General features: G+C 63.0%; 14 protein-coding genes. 5 read left to right on the top strand and 9 right to left on the bottom strand.

Annotation, left to right across the window (positions count from 1 at the left end; translation table 11 throughout):
• Window positions 1–3,897: a phosphoribosylformylglycinamidine synthase gene (gene purL / locus AD664_RS21225; RefSeq protein WP_047737109.1), complete on the bottom strand. Its 3,897-nt coding sequence runs from the start codon at window positions 3,895–3,897 to the stop codon at window positions 1–3.
• 288 nt (window positions 3,898–4,185) lie between these two features.
• Between purL and mltF the strand changes: the two genes are divergently transcribed.
• A complete protein-coding gene (gene mltF / locus AD664_RS21220; RefSeq protein WP_080922146.1) occupies window positions 4,186–5,646 on the top strand; it encodes a membrane-bound lytic murein transglycosylase MltF in 1,461 nt (486 codons plus the stop codon).
• Window positions 5,647–5,823: 177 nt separating this feature from the next.
• Here the strand turns inward: mltF and pdxJ are convergent, their stop codons facing one another.
• The 8 genes from pdxJ to lptF form a co-directional block, all read right to left on the bottom strand.
• Complete coding sequence (gene pdxJ / locus AD664_RS21215; RefSeq protein ID WP_371260975.1) at window positions 5,824–6,609, bottom strand: pyridoxine 5'-phosphate synthase; 786 nt, start codon at window positions 6,607–6,609, stop codon at window positions 5,824–5,826.
• A gap of 9 nt (window positions 6,610–6,618) precedes the next feature.
• Complete coding sequence (recO, locus tag AD664_RS21210; protein ID WP_053149381.1) at window positions 6,619–7,308, bottom strand: DNA repair protein RecO; 690 nt, start codon at window positions 7,306–7,308, stop codon at window positions 6,619–6,621.
• A 202-nt stretch (window positions 7,309–7,510) separates the two neighbouring features.
• Window positions 7,511–8,413: a GTPase Era gene (gene era / locus AD664_RS21205; RefSeq protein ID WP_047737114.1), complete on the bottom strand. Its 903-nt coding sequence runs from the start codon at window positions 8,411–8,413 to the stop codon at window positions 7,511–7,513.
• Window positions 8,406–9,095 carry a ribonuclease III gene (rnc, locus tag AD664_RS21200; RefSeq protein ID WP_042732747.1) on the bottom strand — a complete coding sequence of 230 codons (690 nt, stop codon included), beginning with the start codon at window positions 9,093–9,095 and terminating at the stop codon, window positions 8,406–8,408. Before rnc ends, era begins: the two co-directional genes overlap by 8 nt.
• A gap of 184 nt (window positions 9,096–9,279) precedes the next feature.
• On the bottom strand, window positions 9,280–10,134 hold the full coding sequence (gene lepB, locus AD664_RS21195) for a signal peptidase I (protein ID WP_042732746.1): 855 nt from the start codon (window positions 10,132–10,134) through the stop codon (window positions 9,280–9,282).
• 9 nt (window positions 10,135–10,143) lie between these two features.
• Complete coding sequence (gene lepA, locus AD664_RS21190) at window positions 10,144–11,940, bottom strand: translation elongation factor 4 (RefSeq protein WP_053149378.1); 1,797 nt, start codon at window positions 11,938–11,940, stop codon at window positions 10,144–10,146.
• A gap of 158 nt (window positions 11,941–12,098) precedes the next feature.
• The gene (gene lptG, locus AD664_RS21185; RefSeq protein ID WP_042731878.1) at window positions 12,099–13,160 is read right to left on the bottom strand and encodes an LPS export ABC transporter permease LptG; all 1,062 of its coding nucleotides are present in this window, start codon (window positions 13,158–13,160) and stop codon (window positions 12,099–12,101) included.
• Window positions 13,153–14,274 carry an LPS export ABC transporter permease LptF gene (gene lptF, locus AD664_RS21180; RefSeq protein ID WP_053149375.1) on the bottom strand — a complete coding sequence of 374 codons (1,122 nt, stop codon included), beginning with the start codon at window positions 14,272–14,274 and terminating at the stop codon, window positions 13,153–13,155. Before lptF ends, lptG begins: the two co-directional genes overlap by 8 nt.
• Before the next feature lie 366 nt (window positions 14,275–14,640).
• Here lptF and AD664_RS21175 point away from each other — a divergent pair, with 366 nt between their 5' ends.
• From AD664_RS21175 to AD664_RS21160, 4 genes are all read left to right on the top strand, one after another.
• Window positions 14,641–16,131 carry a leucyl aminopeptidase gene (locus tag AD664_RS21175; RefSeq protein WP_053149372.1) on the top strand — a complete coding sequence of 497 codons (1,491 nt, stop codon included), beginning with the start codon at window positions 14,641–14,643 and terminating at the stop codon, window positions 16,129–16,131.
• A gap of 60 nt (window positions 16,132–16,191) precedes the next feature.
• On the top strand, window positions 16,192–16,620 hold the full coding sequence (locus tag AD664_RS21170; RefSeq protein ID WP_042731875.1) for a DNA polymerase III subunit chi: 429 nt from the start codon (window positions 16,192–16,194) through the stop codon (window positions 16,618–16,620).
• 7 nt (window positions 16,621–16,627) lie between these two features.
• Window positions 16,628–17,005, top strand: coding sequence for a hypothetical protein (locus AD664_RS21165; protein ID WP_042731874.1), 378 nt, complete (start codon window positions 16,628–16,630; stop codon window positions 17,003–17,005).
• A 128-nt stretch (window positions 17,006–17,133) separates the two neighbouring features.
• Window positions 17,134–19,986 carry a valine--tRNA ligase gene (locus AD664_RS21160; protein ID WP_042731873.1) on the top strand — a complete coding sequence of 951 codons (2,853 nt, stop codon included), beginning with the start codon at window positions 17,134–17,136 and terminating at the stop codon, window positions 19,984–19,986.
• The last annotated feature ends 73 nt before the right edge of the window (window positions 19,987–20,059 follow it).

Raw genomic sequence — 20,059 nt, 5'->3', positions numbered from 1 at the left:
TTAGTTCACCCAGACGCGAGCGTTGCGGAACATGCGCATCCATGGCGCGTCTTCGTTCCAGTCGTCCGAACGCCACGAGTTCTGCACCGCGCGGAAAACACGCTCAGGGTGCGGCATCATGATCGTGACGCGGCCGTCGCGGCTGGTCAGGCCGGTGATCCCGCGCGGCGAACCGTTCGGGTTGGCCGGGTAGGTTTCGGTGACCTTGCCGTGGTTGTCGACAAAACGCAGCGACACGCAACCGGACAGGTCGGCTTCGAGCAACGCCTCTTCGCTTTCGAATTCCGCATGGCCTTCGCCATGGGCGATGGCGATCGGCATGCGCGAGCCGGCCATGCCCTGCAGGAAGATCGAATTCGACTCCTGCACCTGGACCATCGCCACGCGGGCTTCGAACTGCTCGGAACGGTTGCGCACGAAGTGCGGCCAGAACTCGCTGCCGGGGATCAGCTCGTGCAGGTTGGACATCATCTGGCAACCGTTGCACACACCGAGGGTGAAGCTGTCGTTGCGCTCGAAGAAGCCCTGGAACGCGTCACGGGCGCGGCTGTTGAACAGCGCCGACTTGGCCCAGCCTTCGCCGGCCCCCAGCACGTCACCGTAGGAGAAACCGCCACAGGCAACCAGGCCCTTGAAGTCGTTCAGGTCGACACGACCGGCGAGGATATCGCTCATGTGTACGTCGATCGCGTTGAAACCGGCGCGGTCGAACGCCGCCGCCATTTCCACCTGGCCGTTGACGCCCTGCTCGCGCAGGACCGCCACCTGTGGGCGAATGCCTTTCTTGATGTAAGGCGCGGCCACGTCCTGGTTGACGTCGTAGCTGAGCTTGGCGCTCAGGCCCGGGTTGTCTTCTTCCAGCAGCGCGTCGAACTCCTGCTCGGCGCACTCGGCGTTGTCGCGCAGGCGCTGGATCTGGTAGCTGGTTTCAGCCCACTGACGCTGCAACAGGCGGCGCTGGCCTTCAAAGACGGTGTCGCCGTTGAAGGTGATGTCGATGTGCGCGTTGTTGATCGGCTGGCCGATCACCGAGACGCACTCGGCCAGGCCGGCGGCGCTGAACTGGGCGAGGATGTCCGGGGTGGCGTCCTGGCGCACCTGGATCACTGCACCGAGCTCTTCGTTGAACAGGATGGCCGGGATTTCGCTGGCGGACTCGGCCACGCTGTCGAGGGTCAGGTTCAGGCCGCAATGACCGGCGAAGGCCATTTCCATCACGGTGGTCAGCAAGCCGCCGTCGGAACGGTCGTGGTAGGCCAGTAGGTGACCGTCGGCGTTGAGGCCCTGGATCACGGCGAAGAACGCCTTCAGGTCTTCGGCATCGTCAACGTCCGGTGCCTGCTTGCCGAGCTTGCCATGCACCTGGGCCAGGATCGAGGCGCCCATGCGGTTCTGGCCACGGCCCAGGTCGATCAGGATCAGGTCGGTGGTGCCCTTGTCCATGCGCAGTTGCGGGGTCAGGGTCTGGCGGACATCGGTCACCGGGGCAAAACCGGTCACGATCAGCGACAGCGGCGAGGTCACGCTCTTGTCCACGCCTTCGTCTTTCCAGCGCGTGGCCATGGACATGGAGTCCTTGCCCACCGGAATGGTGATGCCCAACTCAGGGCACAGCTCCATGCCGACAGCCTTGACGGTGTCGTACAGGCGGGCGTCTTCACCCGGATGACCGGCGGCGGACATCCAGTTGGCCGACAGCTTGATGTCGGAGATTTTGCCGATGCGCGAGGCCGCGAGGTTGGTCAGGGCCTCGCCGATGGCCATGCGGCCCGACGCCGGGGCGTCCAGCAGCGCCAGCGGCGTGCGCTCACCCATGGCCATGGCTTCACCGGTGTAGACGTCGAAGCTGGTGGCGGTCACGGCGACGTCGGCCACCGGTACTTGCCACGGGCCAACCATCTGGTCACGGGCCACGAGGCCGGTGATGGTGCGGTCGCCGATGGTGATCAGGAAGCTCTTGCTTGCCACGGCCGGGTGATGCAGGACGCGCTCGATGGAGTCGGCGAGGTCGAGGGTGGACGGGTCGAAGTCATCGCCCAGCTCGGTTTCGCGAACGGCCGAACGGTGCATGCGCGGGGCCTTGCCCAACAGCACTTCCAGCGGCATATCCACCGGGCTGTTGCCGAAGTGGCTGTCGGTCACGGTCAGTTGCGGCTCGGCGGTGGCTTCGCCGACCACGGCGAACGGGCAGCGCTCGCGCTCGCAGATGGCCTTGAAGCGGTCGAAGTCGGCCGGGCCGACCGCCAGGACATAACGCTCCTGGGATTCGTTGCTCCAGATTTCGTGCGGGGCCATGCCCGGCTCGTCGTTTGGAATGTTGCGCAATTCGAAGCGGCCACCACGGCCGCCGTCGTTGACCAGCTCCGGGAAGGCGTTGGACAGACCGCCCGCGCCGACGTCGTGGATGAAGCTGATGGGGTTCTTGTCGCCCAACTGCCAGCAACGGTCGATGACTTCCTGGCAACGGCGTTCCATTTCCGGGTTTTCCCGTTGGACCGAGGCGAAGTCCAGGTCCGCCGAACTGGTGCCGGTGGCCATCGAGGACGCAGCGCCGCCGCCCAGGCCGATGAGCATGGCCGGGCCACCGAGGACGATCAGCTTGGAGCCGACCACGATCTCGCCTTTCTGCACGTGTTCGGCGCGGATGTTGCCCATGCCGCCGGCGAGCATGATCGGCTTGTGGTAGCCGCGCACTTCTTCACCGCGCGGGGTGGCGATGGATTGTTCGAAGGTGCGGAAATAACCGGTGAGCGCCGGACGGCCGAATTCGTTGTTGAACGCAGCGCCACCCAGGGGGCCTTCGATCATGATGTCGAGGGCGTTGACGATGCGCTCAGGCTTGCCGTAGGGCTTTTCCCACGGTTGTTCGAAGCCCGGGATCTGTAGGTTCGACACGGTGAAACCGGTCAGGCCAGCCTTGGGTTTGGCACCGCGACCCGTGGCGCCTTCGTCGCGGATCTCGCCACCGGAACCGGTGGACGCGCCCGGGAATGGGGCAATCGCGGTCGGGTGGTTGTGGGTCTCGACCTTCATCAGGATGTGCACCGGCTCCTGGACCGCGCCGTACTGGCGGGTCTCGGGGTCCGGGAAGAAGCGGCCGGCCACGCTGCCGACGATGACCGAGGCGTTGTCCTTATAAGCAGACAGCACGCCTTCGCTGTGCATCTGGTAGGTGTTCTTGATCATGCCGAACAGGCTTTTTTCCTGGCTCTGGCCGTCGATGTCCCAACTGGCGTTGAAGATCTTGTGGCGGCAGTGCTCGGAGTTGGCTTGGGCGAACATCATCAGTTCGATGTCGTGGGGGTTGCGCTGCAGACCCTGGAAGGCGTTGACCAGGTAATCGATCTCGTCTTCGGCCAGGGCCAGGCCCAGCTCGGCGTTGGCTTTTTCCAACGCGGCGCGCCCGCCGCCCAGCACATCGATGGCGGTCAGTGGCTTGGGCTCGGCGTGGCTGAACAGGCCGGCGGCCTCTTCCAGGTTGCCCAGTACGATCTGGGTCATGCGGTCATGCAGGTTCTCGGCGATCAGCCGGGCGTCGGCCTCGCTGAACTCACCGGTGACATAGAAGGCAATGCCGCGCTCCAAGCGCTGGACTTTCGCCAGGCCGCAGTTGCGGGCGATGTCACTGGCCTTGCTCGACCACGGCGAAATGGTGCCGAACCGTGGCAGTACCAGGAACAGGCGGCCGGTGGGCTCCTGGACGGGAACACTGGGACCGTACTTCAGAAGGCGCGCGAGCACCTGCTGTTCGTCGCCGGTCAAAGCGCCGGTGACTTCGGCGAAGTGAGCGAATTCAGCATACAAGCCGCTGACAGCCGGGACGCATCGGCCCAGTTGCTCAAGAAGTTTGCTGTGGCGAAAGGCAGAAAGGGCAGGAGCGCCGCGCAGGATCAACATCTTCGGGACAGCCTCGGGAAGGGGGTGTGCTTTGAGGCCGTGCATTCTAGCCTAAACCGCCGGCAACGGCACCCGAAACGGCACCCCGGATGCGCCCCGAATGTCGGTCTTTGCCCGAAAAACCGGATTGGACGCACGTTCCAATGTTCGTGCAGAGATTTTTTTCAGTGCCATAAAACCCGCCGCGCGCCGGCCGGCCTGAGTTGCGGACATGTTTTGCAATCGCTAGCAGACTGGCCATTTGCTGTCGAGATATGGCGGTAAGGGCCGTTTGCGTATACTGCGCAGATGTTTTCCCCAACGGCTTTGCGTCCGCGATATGCCAAGTGGCTGATCGCAACCGGACTCTTCCTGGTGCTCAGTGGTTGTGTTGAGAAACCCAACACACTGGAGCGCGTAAAGGAGGATGGCGTGCTGCGGGTGATCACCCGGAACAGCCCCGCCACCTACTTTGAGGATCGCAACGGTGAAACCGGCTTCGAATACGAGCTGGTGAAGCGCTTCGCCGACGATTTGGGGGTGGAGCTGAAGATCGAGACCGCCGACAACCTCGACGACCTGTTCAGCCAGATCGGCAAGCCCAACGGCCCGGTGCTGGCCGCCGCAGGCCTGGTCAGCAGCGAGCCGCGCAAGAAGCAGGTGCGGTTTTCCCACGCCTACCTGGAGGTCACGCCCCAGGTCATCTACCGCAACGGCCAGTCGCGCCCCACCGACGCGGCGGCCCTGGCGGGCAAGAAGATCATGGTGCTCAAGGGCAGCACCCACGCCGAGCAGCTGGCGCAATTGAAACAGCAATACCCCGGCATCGAATACGAAGAGTCCGACGCCGTGGAGGTGGTCGACCTGCTGCGCATGGTCGACGAGGGCCAGATCGACCTGACCCTGGTGGACTCCAACGAAGTGGCTATGAACCAGGTGTACTTCCCCAACGTGCGCGTGGCCTTCGACCTGGGCGACGCTCGCAGCCAGAGCTGGGCGGTGGCCCCCGGTGAAGACAACAGCCTGCTCAACGAGATCAACAGCTACCTCGACAAGGTGCAGAAGAACGGCACCCTGCAGCGCCTCAAGGATCGTTACTACGGGCACGTCGATGTTCTCGGCTACATGGGCGCCACCACTTTCGCCCAGCATCTGCAGCAGCGGCTGCCCAAGTACGAGCAACACTTCAAGACCTACGCCAAGCAGGAAAAGGTCGACTGGCGCCTGTTGGCGGCAATCGGCTACCAGGAATCGCTGTGGCAACCGGCGGTCACGTCCAAGACCGGCGTGCGCGGTCTGATGATGCTGACCCAGAACACGGCCCAGGCCATGGGCGTGTCCAACCGCCTGGACCCCAAGCAAAGCATCATGGGGGGCGCCAAGTACCTGGCCTACATGAAGGACCAACTGGACGAGAGCATCGAAGAACCGGACCGCACCTGGTTCGCCCTCGCCGCCTACAACGTCGGCAGCGGTCACCTGGACGACGCCCGCAAGCTGGCGGCCAAGGAAGGGCTGAACCCGAACAAGTGGCTGGACGTGAAGAAAATCCTGCCGCGCCTGTCGCAGAAGCAGTGGTACAGCAAGACCCGCTACGGCTACGCCCGAGGCGGCGAACCCGTGCATTTCGTGGCGAACATCCGGCGCTACTACGACATCCTGACCTGGGTCACGCAGCCGCAGCTCGAAGGCAACCAGGTGGCCGAGGGCAACCTGCACGTGCCGGGTGTCGACAAGAGCAAGCCGAACCAGGAAACCCCGCCGCTCTGAAAGCCCCACACAATCGCTGATGCTGTGATGAACCTGTGGCGAGGGAGCTTGCTCCCGCTCGGTTGCGTAGCAACCGCAAAAATTTGGGGCCGCTTCGCAGCCCAGCGGGAGCAAGCTCCCTCGCCACAATGGATCCGGCAAGCTTAAAGGAGTCGCCACACAGAGTGTGGCGATGGATCAAGCCTTAGCAGCCGCCAGGATCAGCGCTTTCATTTCCGAGACCGCCGACTTGAACCCGACGAACAGCGCATGGGCCACCAGCGCATGGCCGATGTTCAGTTCATTGATGCCCTTGATGGCCGCGACGGCCTCGACGTTGTGGTAGTGCAGGCCGTGGCCGGCGTTGACGATCAGGCCCTGGGCCAGGCCGAAGGTGACGCCATCGGCCACCCGCCGCAGCTCATCGGCCACGGCGGACGGGGTTTCGGCGTCGGCATAGCGACCAGTGTGCAGTTCGATGGCCGGGGCGCCGACACGTCGGGAGGCTTCGATCTGCCGCTCGTCGGCGTCGATAAACAACGATACCTCGGCACCGGTCTTCGCCAGCCGCTCTACCGCCGCCTTGATCCGCGCTTCCTGCCCCGCCACGTCCAGGCCGCCTTCGGTGGTTAGTTCCTGGCGCGTCTCAGGCACCAGGCAGATGTGCGCCGGGCGGATGCGCTCGGCGAACGCCATCATTTCCTCGGTCACGCCCATCTCGAAATTCATGCGGGTTTGCAGCACATCCTTGAGCAGCAGTACGTCGCGCTCCTGGATATGCCGGCGATCCTCACGCAGGTGCACGGTGATGCCGTCGGCGCCCGCCTCTTCGGCGTCCAGTGCGGCCTTGACCGGGTCAGGGTAGCGCGTGCCCCGGGCCTGGCGGAGGGTGGCGACATGGTCGATGTTCACGCCGAGAAGAATGCGTTGGCTGGTGCTCACGAAAAAGCGCTCCTGAATGGGCAAATGGACGGCCCACAGCATACGGGTTGATCAAGGCTTGCGAAACAACTCGCGACTGACCAGCGGTTTGCCACCCAGGTGAACCGCCAGGGCCTGGCGCATCAGACGCTTGGCCGCCGACAAGGCGCCTGGCGCGGTCCAATCGGCTTCGGCCATGGCCAACAGTTCGGCGCCGTTGAACAAGCCCGGTTGCAACAGGTAGACCTGCTCGAGGCCGGCATCCACTTGCAAGCGGTACAGGCCGTCGGCCGCGATGGGCGCGCCATGCAGGTCGGTGTCCAGGGCAAAACCATAGCCGAGGTCATCCAGCAGCCGCCATTCGAACGAGCGCAGCAACGGCTCCAGGGGACGGCCTTCGGCCAGGGCTTGCAGCGTGGCGGCGTAATGGTCGAAAACAGCCGGGTGAGGGTCTTCGGCAGGCAGCAGGCGGATCAGCAGCTCATTGAGGTACATGCCACTGAACAACGCTTCGCCGTTGAGCCAGGCGGCGATGCCGTTGCTTTCCATGCGCCCGACATTCTTCAGCTCGCCGCGCCCACGCAATTCGACCTCCAGCGGCACGAACGGCCGCGCCAGCGTCCCGGCCTTGCCCCGAGCCCCACGCAACACCGCCCGCAGCCGCCCTTGCGGCGTGAGGAAGTCCACCAGGGCGCTGCTTTCGCGGTAGGCGCGCGAATGCAGGACGTAGGCGGATTGGGCGATGGGTTGGGTGGGCGACATCAGGAGCCTGAGTATCAAAAGATATCAATGGTTGAGGGGAACCATGTGGCGAGGGAGCTTGCTCCCGCTGGGCTGCGAAGCAGCCCCAAAACCAGTGGCTTCGTTCAGCCAGACACACCGCATTGCCTGATTTCACGACTGCTTCGCAGCCGAGCGGGAGCAAGCTCCCTCGCCACAAGAGCCCGCCCGCATGAACTGGGGGTTACAGGTCGCCGTAACCCAACGAACGCAACGCCCGCTCGTCGTCCGACCAACCGCCCTTCACCTTGACCCACAGGTTGAGCATGATCTTGGAGTCGAACAGCAGCTCCATGTCCTTGCGCGCCTCGGTACCGATGCGCTTGATGCGCTCGCCCTTGTCGCCAATGATGATTTTCTTCTGGCCGTCACGTTCGACGAGGATCAAGGCGTGGATGTGCAGGGTCTTGCCTTGCTGCTTGAACTCTTCGATCTCGACGGTGATCTGGTACGGCAGCTCGGCGCCCATCTGGCGCATGATTTTCTCGCGCACCAGCTCGGCGGCCAGGAAACGGCTGCTGCGGTCGGTGATCTGGTCTTCCGGGAAGAAGTGATCGTTTTCCGGCAGGTGTTCGGCGATCACCCGCTCCAGCGCGTCGAGGTTATGGCCATGCTGGGCCGAGATCGGGATGATCTGGGCGTTGGGCAGCTGTTCCTGCAACCAGGTCAGGTGCGGCATCAGCTCGGCCTTGTCCTCGATGCGATCGGTCTTGTTCAGCGCCACGATCAAGGGACCGGTCACGTACTGGACGCGTTCGAGGACCATCTGGTCTTCTTCGGTCCACTTGGTGCGGTCGACCACGAAGATCACCACGTCGACGTCTTTCAACGCCGCCGACGCCGTTTTGTTCATGTAGCGGTTCAACGCCTTCTCGCCGCCCTTGTGCATGCCAGGGGTGTCGACGTAGATCGCCTGCACGGCGCCTTCGGTCTTGATGCCCAGCATGTTGTGGCGGGTGGTCTGGGGCTTGCGCGAGGTGATCGCCAGCTTCTGCCCGAGGATGTGGTTCAGCAATGTGGACTTGCCCACGTTCGGCCGGCCAACAATGGCGACATAGCCGCAACGGGTCAGGGTTGTATCAGTCATTGCCATTCTCCACGCCCAGGGCAATCAGTGCTGCGGCGGCCGCTACCTGTTCGGCAATACGACGACTCACACCCTGGCCTCGGCTTTTTTCATTCAGTAAGACAACTTCGCATTCGACGAAGAAGGTTCGGCAATGCGGCTCACCCTGGATATCCACGACTTCGTAGCGCGGCAGCTCGCAACTGCGCGACTGCAGAAACTCCTGCAGGCGCGTCTTCGGGTCCTTGTTGGTGTCCACCAGCGTCAGGCTGTCGATCTCGGAGGTCAGCCAGGCCAGCACGCGCTCGCGAGCCTTTTCCATGCCGGCGTCCAGGTAGATCGCGCCAATCAACGCTTCCAGGGCATCGGCGAGGATCGACTCGCGGCGAAAACCACCACTTTTCAACTCACCGGAACCCAGGCGCAGGTAGTCACCCAAGTCGAAACCACGGGCCAGCACGGCCAGGGTCTCACCTTTTACCAGGCGCGCGCGCAAACGCGACAACTGGCCTTCACGGGCCAGCGGGAAGCGCTCGAACAGCGCCTCGCCGGCGACGAAGTTGAGGATCGCATCACCGAGGAATTCCAGGCGCTCATTGTTGCGACCGGCAAAACTGCGGTGAGTGAGGGCCAGGAGCATCAACTCCGGATCCTTGAAGGTATAGCCGAGCTGGCGCTCGAGACGGCTTAGAGAAACGCTCACGGTTTACCCACGTAGAGTTCGTGGCTGGATTCCACTGCCAGGTCGGCAAAGCGCCGTTGGCTTGGGACAATTAACGCTGTGTTCAAAAATAACGTCCTGACTATCGTTGGCTTCAAGCTTTCGGGCAGCCTTATGCAGGCTCCAGAAATGCATTCGGCGCTGTGTTCAACAGCGCCGTGTGGGATTACTTGATCAGGCCAACCCGCGAGAAATTCGGCAGGTGGCTGAGTTTGGGTTCCGGCCAGCTCATCCAGACTGCAAAGGCCTTGCCGACGATATTGCGGTCGGGGACCATGCCCAGCAGGTCCTTGGGAATGTTCGGATCATCCCAGTACCGGCTGTCGTTGGAGTTGTCGCGGTTGTCACCCATCATGAAATAGTGCCCCGCCGGGACGGTCCACGAATGGTCCGGCGTCGCGCGGTAGCGGCTCATTTCCTTGCGGATCAGGTGCTCGACCGCGCCGAGTTTTTCCTTGTACAGCTCGGCGCTGCCCAAGGTGCCCGGCTCGGAGCCGAGCAACTGTTCGGCCACCGATTCGCCGTTGACGAACAGGCGCTTGTCGGCGGTGTAGCGGATCGTGTCGCCTGGCAGGCCGACCACCCGCTTGATGTAGTTGACGTTCGGGTCGCTCGGGAAGCGGAACACCATCACATCGCCGCGTTGCGGGTCACCCACCTCGATGACCTTCTTGTCGATCACCGGCAGGCGGATCCCGTAGGAAAACTTGTTTACCAGGATGAAGTCGCCCACGTCCAGGGTCGGCTTCATCGAGCCAGACGGGATCTGGAACGGTTCCACCAGGAACGAACGCAGCACCAGCACAATGAACAGCACCGGGAAGAACGACTTGCCGTATTCGACCAGCAGCGGTTCCTTGTTGAGTTTCTCGACCACCACACCGTCAGGCTGGCTGACGCTGCCCTGATAAGAGGCAATGGCCGCCCGGCGCCGGGGCGCCAGGAACAACAGATCAAGCAACGCCAACAAGCCGCAGACAAACACGGCGATAACCAGCAACAGCGGGAAATTTAGCGACATAGGACCTAACTATTCCAACCTGAGCACTGCAAGGAAGGCTTCCTGTGGAATTTCCACGTTACCGACCTGCTTCATGCGTTTTTTACCGGCCTTTTGCTTTTCCAACAGCTTGCGCTTACGGCTGACGTCGCCACCGTAGCACTTGGCCAATACGTTCTTTCTGAGCGCCTTGACGGTTGTACGCGCCACAATCTGCCCGCCAATGGCGGCCTGGATTGCCACGTCGAACATCTGCCGCGGAATCAGTTCCTTCATCTTCTCGGTCAATGCACGACCTTTGTAGTGCGCGTTGTCACGGTGCACGATCAATGCCAGGGCATCGACTTTCTCACCGTTGATCAGCACATCCAGCTTCACCAGATTAGCCGATTGGTAACGATCGAAATGATAGTCCAGCGAAGCATAGCCGCGACTGGTGGATTTCAGGCGATCGAAGAAGTCCAGCACCACTTCGTTCATCGGCAGGTCGTAGGTCACCTGGACCTGCGAACCGAGGAACAGCATGTCGTGCTGCACGCCACGCTTTTCAATGCACAGGGTAATGACGTTACCCAGGTGCTCCTGAGGCACAAGGATGTTGGCCCGCACGATCGGCTCACGCATGTCCTCGATCGCCGACAGGTCCGGAAGCTTGGACGGGTTGTCGACGTAGATGGTTTCACCGTTCTTGAGCAACAGCTCGAAAATCACCGTCGGGGCCGTGGTGATAAGGTCCAGGTCGTATTCGCGCTCCAGGCGCTCCTGGATGATCTCCATGTGCAGCATGCCCAGGAACCCGCAACGGAAGCCGAAGCCCAGGGCGTCGGAGCTTTCCGGGGTGTATTGCAGGGACGAGTCGTTCAGGGTCAGCTTCTGGAGGGCTTCGCGGAAATCCTCGAAGTCGTCGGAGCTGACCGGGAACAGACCGGCATAGACCTGGGGCTGGATACGCTTGAAGCCGGGCAGCACATCGACGTCGGGGGTGGAACTCAAGGTCAGGGTGTCGCCGACCGGCGCCCCGTGGATGTCCTTGATGCCGGCGATGATGAAGCCCACTTCACCGGCCTTGAGGTCGGTGGTAGCGGTGTGTTTCGGGTTGAATACGCCGACGCTGTCCACCAGGTGGATCTTGCCGGTGGACTTGACCAGGATCTTGTCGCCCTTCTTCACGCGGCCTTGGCGCACGCGAACCAGGGAGACCACGCCCAGGTAGTTGTCGAACCAGGAGTCGATGATCAGCGCTTGCAGCGGATCTTCGATGTTGCCGGTCGGCGCGGGAATGGTGGCTACCAGGCGCTCGAGCACTTCGTCCACGCCCAGGCCGGTCTTGGCACTGCACGTCACGGCGTCGGTGGCATCGATGCCGATGACTTTCTCGATTTCTTCCTTCACACGGTCCGGATCGGCTTGGGGCAAGTCGATCTTGTTCAGCACCGGCATGACTTCCAGGCCCTGCTCGATGGCCGTGTAGCAGTTGGCGACCGACTGTGCCTCGACGCCCTGGCCGGCATCGACCACCAGCAGCGCACCTTCACAGGCCGCCAGCGACCGGCTGACTTCATAGGTGAAGTCAACGTGGCCGGGGGTATCGATGAAGTTCAGTTGATAGGTGATGCCGTCGCGAGCCTTGTAATGAAGGGTAACGCTGTGGGCCTTGATGGTGATCCCGCGCTCACGCTCGAGGTCCATGGAATCGAGCACCTGGGCTTCCATTTCACGCTCGGCCAGGCCGCCGCAGATCTGGATGAAGCGATCGGCCAGCGTCGACTTGCCATGGTCAATGTGGGCGATGATGGAGAAATTGCGGATATGACTCAAATCACTCACGGGTCAACACTCAAAAAGGCTGCAGGCATAGCCCGCCGAAAAATAGCCGGCGATTGTACCTGATAGACCGCGCGAGCGTCACGTTCGCCTGTCGATGGCAACATGTGGCGAGGGAGCAAGCTCCCTCGCCACAGAAGCCCGCTCGCCTTGAGTTTGAATCAACCCGCCCGGCGCAGCAGCCAGAGCCCGGCCAGGGCACACACGCCGGCCGGCACCAGCACCGCGAACAGCGGCGAGAAGCCGAACACCAGGCTCGACGGCCCGAGCAGGTCCTGGGCGATGCGGAAGGTGAAGCCCACCAGCACACCGGTAAACACCCGCTGACCAAGGGTCACCGAGCGCAACGGGCCGAAGATGAAGGAAATCGCCATCAACACCAGCGCGGCGGTCACCAGCGGCTGCAACACCTTGACCCAAAAAGCCAGCCAGTAGCGGCCGTTGTTCAGGCCCTGGTCGGCCAGGTAGTGGATATAGCCCCACAAGCCGGTGATCGACAGGGATTCAGGCGCCATCACCACGGTACTGAGCAATTGCGGGCTGATGGACACGTCCCAGCGCTCTTGCGCCGCGGCAACCACTTCGGTGCGCTTGTCGTGGAACAGGGTGGTGGTGACGTCGCTCAGTTGCCAGTGGTCCTCGGCAAAGTTGGCCTTCTTGGCAAAGCTCGACGAAAGCATGTGCCGCTGGTCGTCGAACCGGTAGCGGGTCACGCCATAGAGGATGCCGTTGGGCTGCACCGAGTTGATATGGATGAACTCGTCGCCCTGGCGGTGCCACAGGCCGTGCTTGGCGCTTTGCGCATCGCCGCCGCCCTGGGCCAGGGAGCGATTGGCCTGGGCCGTGTTCTCGGTGGCAGGGGCAATGTACTCGCCGATCAGCACCCCCACCAGCATCAGCACCAGCATCGGCTTCATCACCGCCCAGACGATCCGACCGATGGATACGCCGGCGGCGCGCATGATGGTCAGCTCGCTGTTGCTGGCCAGGCTGCCCAGGCCGATCAGGCAACCGATCAGCGCGGCCATCGGCAGCATGTCGTAGAGCCGGCGCGGCGCGGTCAGCAGCACGTAGCTGGCCACGTCTACCAGGGTGTAGGTATCGCTGACGTCGCTCATCTCGTCGATGAACGCAAACAGGGTCGCCAGGCCAAGGATGATCCCCAGTACCGCGAGGATCGCCATGAACACGCTGCTGCCGATGTAGCGGTCGAGTTTAACCACGGGCCACCTCCAGCGCGCTGCGACGACTGGCCAGCTTCAGGCGCAAAGGCTCCCAATAGAGCAGCGCCAGGCCAATGGCCAGGAATATCCCATGCACCCACCACAGACCCAGCGTCGGCGGGATCTTGCCTTTCTCCAGGGCACTGCGGGCGGAAATCAGGATGGTCAGGTAAGCCATATACAGGAGAATCGCCGGCAGCAGCTTGAGGAAACGACCCTGGCGTGGGTTGACCCGCGCCAACGGGACCGCCATGAGGGTCACGATAAACACCAGCAGCGGCAGCGACAGGCGCCATTGCAGCTCGGTACGGGCGCGAATGTCATCGCTGCCCAGCAGGCTGGCGGTGGGCATTGCATCGCGGTCGGTGACTTCTTCGCTGACTTCGGGCTTGGGCAGCAACACGCCATAGGTGTCGTACTTCACGGCCCGGTAGTCGGCCTGCCCCGGTTTGCCGTCGTAGCGGTAGCCGTTTTCCAGGATCAGGTAGCGATTGCCCTCGGGGCTGATCTGCTGCTTGCCCTTCTCGGCCACCAGCACGGAAATGCCGCGGTCCTTGCTACCGTCGGCAGACAGGTTCTTTTGCGTGATGAAGACGCCGGCCAGGTTGATCCGGTCGTCCGACAGCTGTTCGGTGTAGGTGACCCGCGTCCCGTCGCGCAGCGCCTGGAAGCGCCCCGGCACCAGGGTGTCGAATTCGGTCATCGCGTCCTGCTGGTTGATCAGCAACTGGAACTGGTTGGCGCCCTGGGGCGACAGGCTCAGGCTCAGCCACGCCACCAACAGCGCGACCACCGTGGCCGGGAAAAGCGTCATGCGAAACAGGCGTTGCTGGCTCATGCCGGTGGCCGACAGCACGGTCATCTCGCTGTCCAGGTACAGGCGGCCGTAGGCCAGCAGGATACCGAGGAACAAGCCCAGCGGCAGGATCAGTTGCAGGAAGCCCGGCAGGCGGAACCCCATGATCAGGAACAGGGAGCCCGGGTCCAGGGCACCGGAAGCCGCCTGGGCAAGGTATTTGATGAAGCGCCCGCTCATGATGATGACCAGCAGCACGGCGCTGACCGCGCTCAGGGTCAGCAGGACTTCACGGGATAGATAACGAAAGACGATCACACCAGACACTCCAGGATTGTCAGGCTAGGGTTTGCACGAAAAGTGCCTGCGCGACTTTTCAGACAAAAACCTAAGGTGGCCAAACAAGCGAACAGATCGAGCCGGCCCACCACAGCGCGCCGCCGAAAAAAGAGCCGCATTATCCTGTGATTGGAGGCGCCTGTCACTTCGCACGCTTTAAGCCGCTGCTTAAAGCCGTGAAGTTAGCGTCGCCGAGGGTTGTCAGGCTCGGGCGCCGGGGTTCAAACTGCGGCCTTTGTCGCCGGCGCGACCGTGACTGCTTCACTCAGGACGGGTGGCGAGCGAGCTTGCTCCCTCGCCACAGTCAGCGCCTGGCATCTTGACCAATCACTCAGGGATCCGGACATGGAACTGGTTGTAAAAAGCGTCAGCCCAGAAACGTTGAAAACCGCCACGCTGGTGGTTGCCGTCGGCGAAAACCGCAAGCTCGGCGTCGTCGCCACCCAGCTCGACGCCCTGAGTGGCGGCGCCCTCTCGGCGGTGCTCAAGCGCGGCGACCTGGCCGGCAAGGTCGGCCAGAGCCTGTTGCTGCACAGCCTGCCCAACCTCAAGGCCGAGCGCGTGCTGCTGGTGGGCGTGGGCAAGGACACCGAGCTGGGCGACCGTCCCTTCCGCAAGATCATTGCCGCAGCGCTGGGCACCCTCAAGGGCCTGGGCGGCGGCGAAGCCACCCTGGCGCTGGACGAACTGGTGGTCAAGGGCCGCGACAGCTACGGCAAGAACCGCCTGCTGGCCGAGACCCTGGTGGACGGCGACTATCAGTTCGAGCGCTTCAAGAGCCAGAAGGCCGAACCTCGCGCCCTGAAAAAAATCACCCTGCTGACCATCAAGGCTGCCCAGGCCGAGGTCCAGCGCGCCGTGACCCACGCCACCGCGATCGCCAACGGCATGGCCTTCACCCGCGATCTGGGCAACCTGCCGCCGAACATCTGCCACCCGACGTTCCTCGGCGAACAGGCCAAGGCCCTGGGCAAGGAATACAAGGCCCTGAAGGTCGAAGTCTTCGACGAGAAGAAGATCAAGGACCTGGGCATGGGTTCGTTCTACGCCGTCGGCCAGGGCAGCGCCCAGCCGCCGCGCCTGATCGTCATGCAATACAACGGCGGCAAGAAATCCGAGAAGCCTTACGCGCTGGTCGGCAAGGGCATCACTTTCGACACCGGCGGCATCAGCCTCAAGCCGGGCGCCGGCATGGATGAGATGAAGTACGACATGGGCGGCGCCGCCAGTGTGTTCGGCACCCTGCGCGCCGTGCTCGAACTGCAACTGCCGATCAACCTGGTGTGCATCCTGGCCTGCGCCGAGAACATGCCGAGCGGCACCGCTTCGCGCCCAGGCGACATCGTCACGACAATGAGCGGCCAGACCGTCGAGATCCTCAACACCGACGCCGAAGGCCGCCTGGTGCTGTGTGACGCCCTCACCTACTCCGAGCGCTTCAAGCCGCAGGCGGTGATCGACATCGCGACCCTGACCGGCGCCTGCGTCGTCGCCCTCGGCGCCCATACTTCCGGGCTTCTGGGCAACAACGACGAGCTGATCGGCCAACTGCTCAATGCCGGCCAACTGGCCGACGACCGCGCCTGGCAACTGCCGCTGTTCGATGAGTACCAGGAACAACTGGACAGCCCGTTCGCCGACATCGCCAACATCGGTGGCCCGAAAGCCGGGACCATCACCGCAGCGTGTTTCCTCTCGCGCTTCACCAAGAACCTGAACTGGGCGCACCTGGACATCGCCGGCACGGCCTGGACCAGCGGCGGCAAGGACAAGGGCGCCACCGGTCGTCCAGTGCCCCTGCTGACCCAGTACCTGCTGGACCGCGCCAAGGCCTGACACCAATGACCGTCGCCGGCGTTGCCCACGGGTGACGCCGGCGGCGGCTCAGGAACCGCAATGACCAAAGTCGATTTCTACATCCTGCCCAGTGCCGATCCGTCGGCACGGCTGGATTTCGCCTGCAAGCTCACGGAAAAGGCCTGGCGCATGGGGCATCGCATCTACCTGCATTGCAGCGATGCCGCCCAGCGCGACGACCTCGATGCGCGCCTGTGGGCCTTCAAAGGCGAAAGCTTCGTGCCCCACGGCCCGGCCGAGAGCGAGCCCGAAGGGCTGATCGTCCTGGGGTTGGGGACCGATTGCGGCCAGCACCAGGACCTGCTGGTCAACCTCGACCTGAAAGTACCGGCCTTCGCCTCGCGCTTCGCCCGGGTGGCGGAAGTGGTGGTGGAAGACCCGGCCATCCGACAAGCCGCGCGGGAGAGTTTCCGTTTCTACCGCGAACAGGGCTATCCTCTGCAAGACCACCGTTTACAGCGACTCTGAGCCTACGATGGACACGCCAAAACCACCGCAAAAGCCCGCGCACCTGCTGGATGACCTCGAGTCGATCCGCCAATTGCTCGGCGACGACAACCTGCAGCCGCCATTGTTGACCGACACGGTCGTGCATGAACCTGCGCACGAAGAACAGATCCCGCTGCTGTTCGACCCGATCAACGGCCAACCCGAACCCCAGCCCGCTGCCAAGGCCGAGCCCAAGGGGCCTGATGCCTTGCTGCACCTGGACAGCGAACTGCGCGCCGCCGCGCAACTGATCCTGCAAGACGTCATCGACGACTTCGCCCCGCACATCGAGACCGAGCTCAAACGTCGCCTGGATGCCAGGATGGAGCGGCTGCTCGCCGCAGCTACAAGCGCCAAGCTTTAAGCCGCAAGTAAAAGCAAAAGCAAAAGCCAGCTTCTCCTCTTGCAGCTTGCAGCTTATAGCTTGCCTCTGCCCGCAGGGCTATACTTGCCGGCTTTTCCTGAATAAATGCCAATAGGGTCCCGCCGCGCATGGATAAGACCTACCAGCCGCACGCCATTGAAACTTCCTGGTACAACACCTGGGAGTCCGAGAATTATTTCGCTCCGCAAGGCGCGGGCGATTCCTACACCATCATGATCCCGCCGCCGAACGTCACCGGCAGCCTGCACATGGGCCACGGTTTCAACAACGCGATCATGGACGCCCTGATCCGTTTCCGTCGCATGCAGGGGCGCAACACCCTGTGGCAGCCGGGCACCGACCACGCCGGTATCGCCACGCAGATGCTGGTGGAGCGCCGCCTCGAAGCCCAGGGCCAGAATCGCCATGACCTGGGCCGCGAAAAATTCCTCGAGAAGGTCTGGGAATGGAAGGATGAGTCCGGTGGCAACATCAGCCGCCAGATCCGCCGCCTCGGCTCGTCCGTGGACTGGAGCCGCGAGCGCTTCACCATGGACGACGGCCTCTCGGAAGCGGTGAAGGAAGCCTTCGTGCGCTTGCACGAGGACGGGCTGATCTATCGCGGCAAGCGCCTGGTCAACTGGGACACCAAGCTGCACACCGCCATTTCCGACCTCGAAGTGGAGAACCATGACGAGAAAGGTTTCCTGTGGAACCTGAAGTACCCATTGGCCGACGGCGCGAAGACCGCCGAAGGCAAGGATTACCTGATCGTCGCCACCACCCGTCCGGAAACCATGCTGGGCGACTCGGCCGTGGCGGTGAACCCGAACGACGAGCGCTACAAGGCCCTGATCGGCCAGTTCGTGGAACTGCCTCTGGTCGGCCGTCGCATCCCGATCATCGGTGACGATTACTGCGACCCCGAGTTCGGCACCGGCTGCGTGAAGATCACCCCGGCCCACGACTTCAACGACTACGAAGTCGGCAAGCGCCACAACCTGCCGCTGCTCAATATCTTCGACAAGAACGCCAACGTCCTGCCGGCTGCCCAGGTGTTCAACCTCGACGGCACGTTGAACGAAAGCATCAACGGCCAGATCCCGGCCGAATACGCCGGCCTCGACCGCTTCGAAGCGCGCAAGCAGATCGTCGCGGCCTTCGAAGCCGCCGGCCTGCTGGTCAGCGTCGACGATCACGCCCTGAAGGTGCCCAAAGGCGACCGCTCCGGCACCGTCATCGAGCCGTGGCTGACCGACCAGTGGTACGTGTCCACCAAGCCTTTGGCCGAGCCGGCGATTGCCGCGGTCGAAGACGGTCGTATCCAGTTCGTGCCCAAGCAATACGAAAACATGTACTTCTCGTGGATGCGTGACATCCAGGATTGGTGCATCAGCCGCCAGCTGTGGTGGGGCCACCGTATTCCGGCCTGGTATGACGAGTCGGGCAAGGTCTATGTCGGCCGCGACGAAGCCGAGGTGCGCGCCAAGCACAACCTCGGGCCGGACGTGGCCCTGCAACAGGACAACGACGTCCTCGACACCTGGTTCAGCTCGGGCCTGTGGACGTTCTCGACCCTGGGCTGGCCGCAGCAGACCGAGTTCCTGAAGAAATTCCACTCCACCGACGTGCTGGTCACCGGCTTCGACATCATTTTCTTCTGGGTTGCCCGGATGATCATGCTGACCATGCACCTGGTGAAGAACGAGGACGGCACGCCGCAGGTGCCGTTCAAGACGGTCTACGTCCACGGCCTGGTGCGCGATGGCCAGGGCCAGAAGATGTCCAAGTCCAAGGGCAACGTCCTGGACCCATTGGACATCATCGACGGCATCGACCTGGAAGCGCTGGTGGAGAAACGCACCACCGGCCTGATGCAGCCGACTCCAAAACTGCTGAAGAAAATCGAGAAGCAGACCCGCGAAGAATTCCCGGACGGCATCGCCAGCTTCGGCACCGACGCGATGCGCTTCACCTTCTGCTCCCTGGCGTCCACCGGCCGCGACATCAAGTTCGACATGGGCCGCGTCGAAGGCTATCGCAACTTCTGCAACAAGATCTGGAACGCCGCGCGCTACGTGCTGGATAAGGGCGAAGACTGCGGCCAGAACGGCGAAGCCTATGAGCTGACCCTGGCCGATCGCTGGATCATTTCGCAGCTGCAACGCACCGAAGCCGAAGTGACCCGCCAGTTGGAACAGTTCCGCTTCGACCTGGCCGCGCAGGCCCTGTACGAGTTCATCTGGAACCAGTACTGCGACTGGTACCTGGAACTGTCCAAGCCAGTGCTGTGGGACGAGAACGCACCGATCGAGCGCCAGCGCGGCACCCGTCGCACCCTGGTGCGCGTGCTGGAAGTGGCGTTGCGCCTGGCGCATCCGTTCATGCCGTTCATCACCGAGGAAATCTGGCAGCGCGTCGCACCGCTGGCCGGCGCCGAAGGCAAGACGATCATGCTGCAACCTTGGCCGGTGGCCAATGAAACCCGCATCGATCCAGCGGCCGAAGATGACATCGAGTGGCTCAAGACCTTCATGCTGGGCCTGCGCAACATCCGCGCCGAAATGAACATCGGTCCGGGCAAGCCGCTGACTTTGTTCCTGAACAACGCCAACGCCGAAGACCTGCGCCGCCTCAATGAGAACGAAGCGCTGCTCAAGAAACTGGCGAAGCTCGAATCGGTGACCGTTCTGGCCGCCGGCGAAGAAGCGCCCCTGTCGGCCACCGCCCTGGTCGGCGAGATGGAAGTGCTGGTGCCAATGGCCGGCCTGATCGACAAGGCTGCCGAACTGGCGCGCCTGGACAAGGAAATCGGCCGTCTCAAGGGCGAAGTGCAGCGCGTCGGCGGCAAGCTGTCCAACGCCGGCTTCGTCGACAAGGCCCCGGCCGACGTCATCGAGAAGGAGCGGGCCAAACTGGCCGAGGCCGAACAGGCCTTGGGCAAGCTGGCCGAACAGCACGCGCGGATTGCCAGCCTGTAACGGCGGTTCGCTATGAAAAGGGAGGTCCTATCGGACCTCTTTTTTTATGCCCGGCACTTTCTATCAGACGATG

The organism is Pseudomonas sp. P97.38 (assembly GCF_001269745.1).
Lineage (GTDB): Bacteria > Pseudomonadota > Gammaproteobacteria > Pseudomonadales > Pseudomonadaceae > Aquipseudomonas > Aquipseudomonas chlororaphis_E.
This window is presented reverse-complemented; position numbering and strand designations above follow the sequence as displayed.